The sequence below is a fragment of the Streptococcus sp. 17.1 genome (assembly GCF_016648655.1).
In the GTDB taxonomy this organism is placed as follows: Bacteria; Bacillota; Bacilli; order Lactobacillales; family Streptococcaceae; genus Streptococcus; species Streptococcus salivarius_E.
The window spans coordinates 1-2260 of record NZ_JACLQM010000043.1; the positions used below are offsets into that span (position 1 = coordinate 1).

Sequence of the window (2260 nt, forward strand, 5' to 3'; positions counted from 1 at the left end):
GGTATTAATAAAGTAAGTTAAAAATTATAAAATAAATGTTTTGAGCTCTAATCATATAAGTTTAATTATTTTCCAAGATTTTCATTTTGAGTGATAATCTCTCGATTATTAGAAAAGTTATGTTATAATGTGATAAAGATTTCTATCAATGGGGTAAAGGTAGAATGGGGCAAATATGTTTTTCAGACGAAATGCAGGTAAATATCGCGAAACAGATCGCGTAACTCGTTTCAAACTTATCAAATCAGGAAAAAACTGGCTTCGGGCAGCAACTGCTAACTTTGGACTTTTCAAAGTTGTTAAAGGAAGTGCAGATGCGCCGTCAGTTTCAGCGCAAAGTGTTGAGGAGAAAACACCAGTTCTCTCAGGTCAAGCATTACTAAAAGGAATTGCGGCTGCGAGTGCATTGGCTGGAGGTGCAGTTACGACTTACACTGCTCAAGCCGAGGAGATGACAAGCCCTGCTTTGGAGAGACAGCTAACCGCTAATCAAGATGTGACAGCTAACTCTGACTCAGTTGTGTTGAGTACAGCGTCTGCTTCTGAAGCTTCTGTGGTAGCATCAACAAGTCAAGAGTCTACAAGTTCTTCAGTTGATACCCAAGCTAGCACAGATGCATCTATATCATTATCCCAATCAGTTTCACAATCTGTATCTCAATCGGTATCAGCTGAATTGTCACAAGCTATCTTAGAGTCAGCATCTCTAAGCAAGGAATACTCAACCTCTGAGAGCCAGTCTCACACTGAAAGTGCTAGTGGTTCAAACTCAGATTCAGTTTCTGAATCAGCAACTTCAACAAGTTCAGCTACCTCTGAGACAGCGACTCAAGAAGATGAAAAGACAATCTTAGATCAAAACGTTTCAGAAGCGGAATTGCTCGTTAATATTGCTAAAAATTACCAAGCAAAATTAACAGATGCAGCTGCGAAAGCTGAAATCCAAACAGCTATTGCGTCAGTTCAGGAAGAAGTTGCCAAATCAACAACCTTGCTTGCTGCATCAGCATCAAATGCTGCTTACGCAGAACAACGTGAGCGTCTTGGTGAAGCCGTTGAGGGTATGATGACCAAGATTACAAATGCAGGTTTCAACGGGAATTCTACAGTAAATGGTAGCCCTGCTATTACTTCAAACCTTAACCTTGCGACTGGTGAAACTAAGGTTTATATAGGAAGTGGAACAGATACGGTTTATAATGTCCCAATCTATTATAAATTGACAGTGAAAAACGATGGAAAGAAACTCACATTTGTCTATAATATTTCATATGATAATCCAGCAACCTCGACAATCGAGAAACATACAAAAATAGGATATAACCACACACTATATAATACTGGAACAGGTGCGAATTCGACACAACCAATGTTTACACTTGGGAAAGGTTTGGGTACACCATCAAGTGTAACAAGTTATCTTACCGATTCTTCAGGGGCTAGATTTACAAATAACAATAGGCTTAGAGATAATACTACTCCTATTGATGCCAAGAATCCTGGATATACATGGGCAAATGGTGCACAACTAACCGGCTACTTTGCAAGACAAGGCTATGGATTAACCTCAACGTGGACTGTTCCTATCAATGGTGAAGATACTTCCTTTACCTTTACACCTTATGTAGGTGCGGACGATGATCCTACTTTTACTAACTATTTAAATGGTAAAATTGTTGAATCAGATACTACTAGTCAATCCCGTAGTCTCTCACAAAGTTTATCTATTGTTCAGTCCACGGTAGTTTCAAATTCTGTCTCTAAGAGTCAGGCTACTTCGAAGTCAGTTTCGCAATCTCTTTCGACAGTGGCCTCAGAATCGATTAGAAAGTCAAATGAAACTAGCAGATCTTTATCCACTAGCGAATCATTGCGGACAAGCTTATCCCAGAGTCAATCTACAAGTCATCGAATATCACAATCGGTGAGTACAAGTTCTTCATTGAGTGCATTTAATTCGCAAAGTTTATCAAGCTCAATAAGTCAATCAACGAGTCAGCGACTATCACAATCAGCAAGTACAAGTTCTTCATTGAGTACATCAAGATCGCAAAGTCTTTCTAGTTCGATAAGTCAATCTTTATCGACGAGTGCAAGTAGATCTGCTAGCGCCTCAGCTCGAACAAGCTTGTCACAGAGTCAATCAACGAGTCAGCGACTATCACAATCAGCAAGTACAAGTGCTTCATTGAGTACATCAAGATCGCAAAGTCTTTCTAGTTCGATAAGTCAATCTTTATCGACGAGTGCAAGTAGATCT

The 2260-nt window shown here is 39.5% G+C and carries 1 protein-coding gene; it reads left to right on the forward strand.

What is annotated here, in order from left to right:
- Positions 1 to 175: 175 nt before the first annotated feature.
- On the forward strand, positions 176 to 2260 hold a 2085-nt coding region (locus H7T99_RS10480), incomplete at its 3' end, for an accessory Sec-dependent serine-rich glycoprotein adhesin (RefSeq protein WP_260313881.1).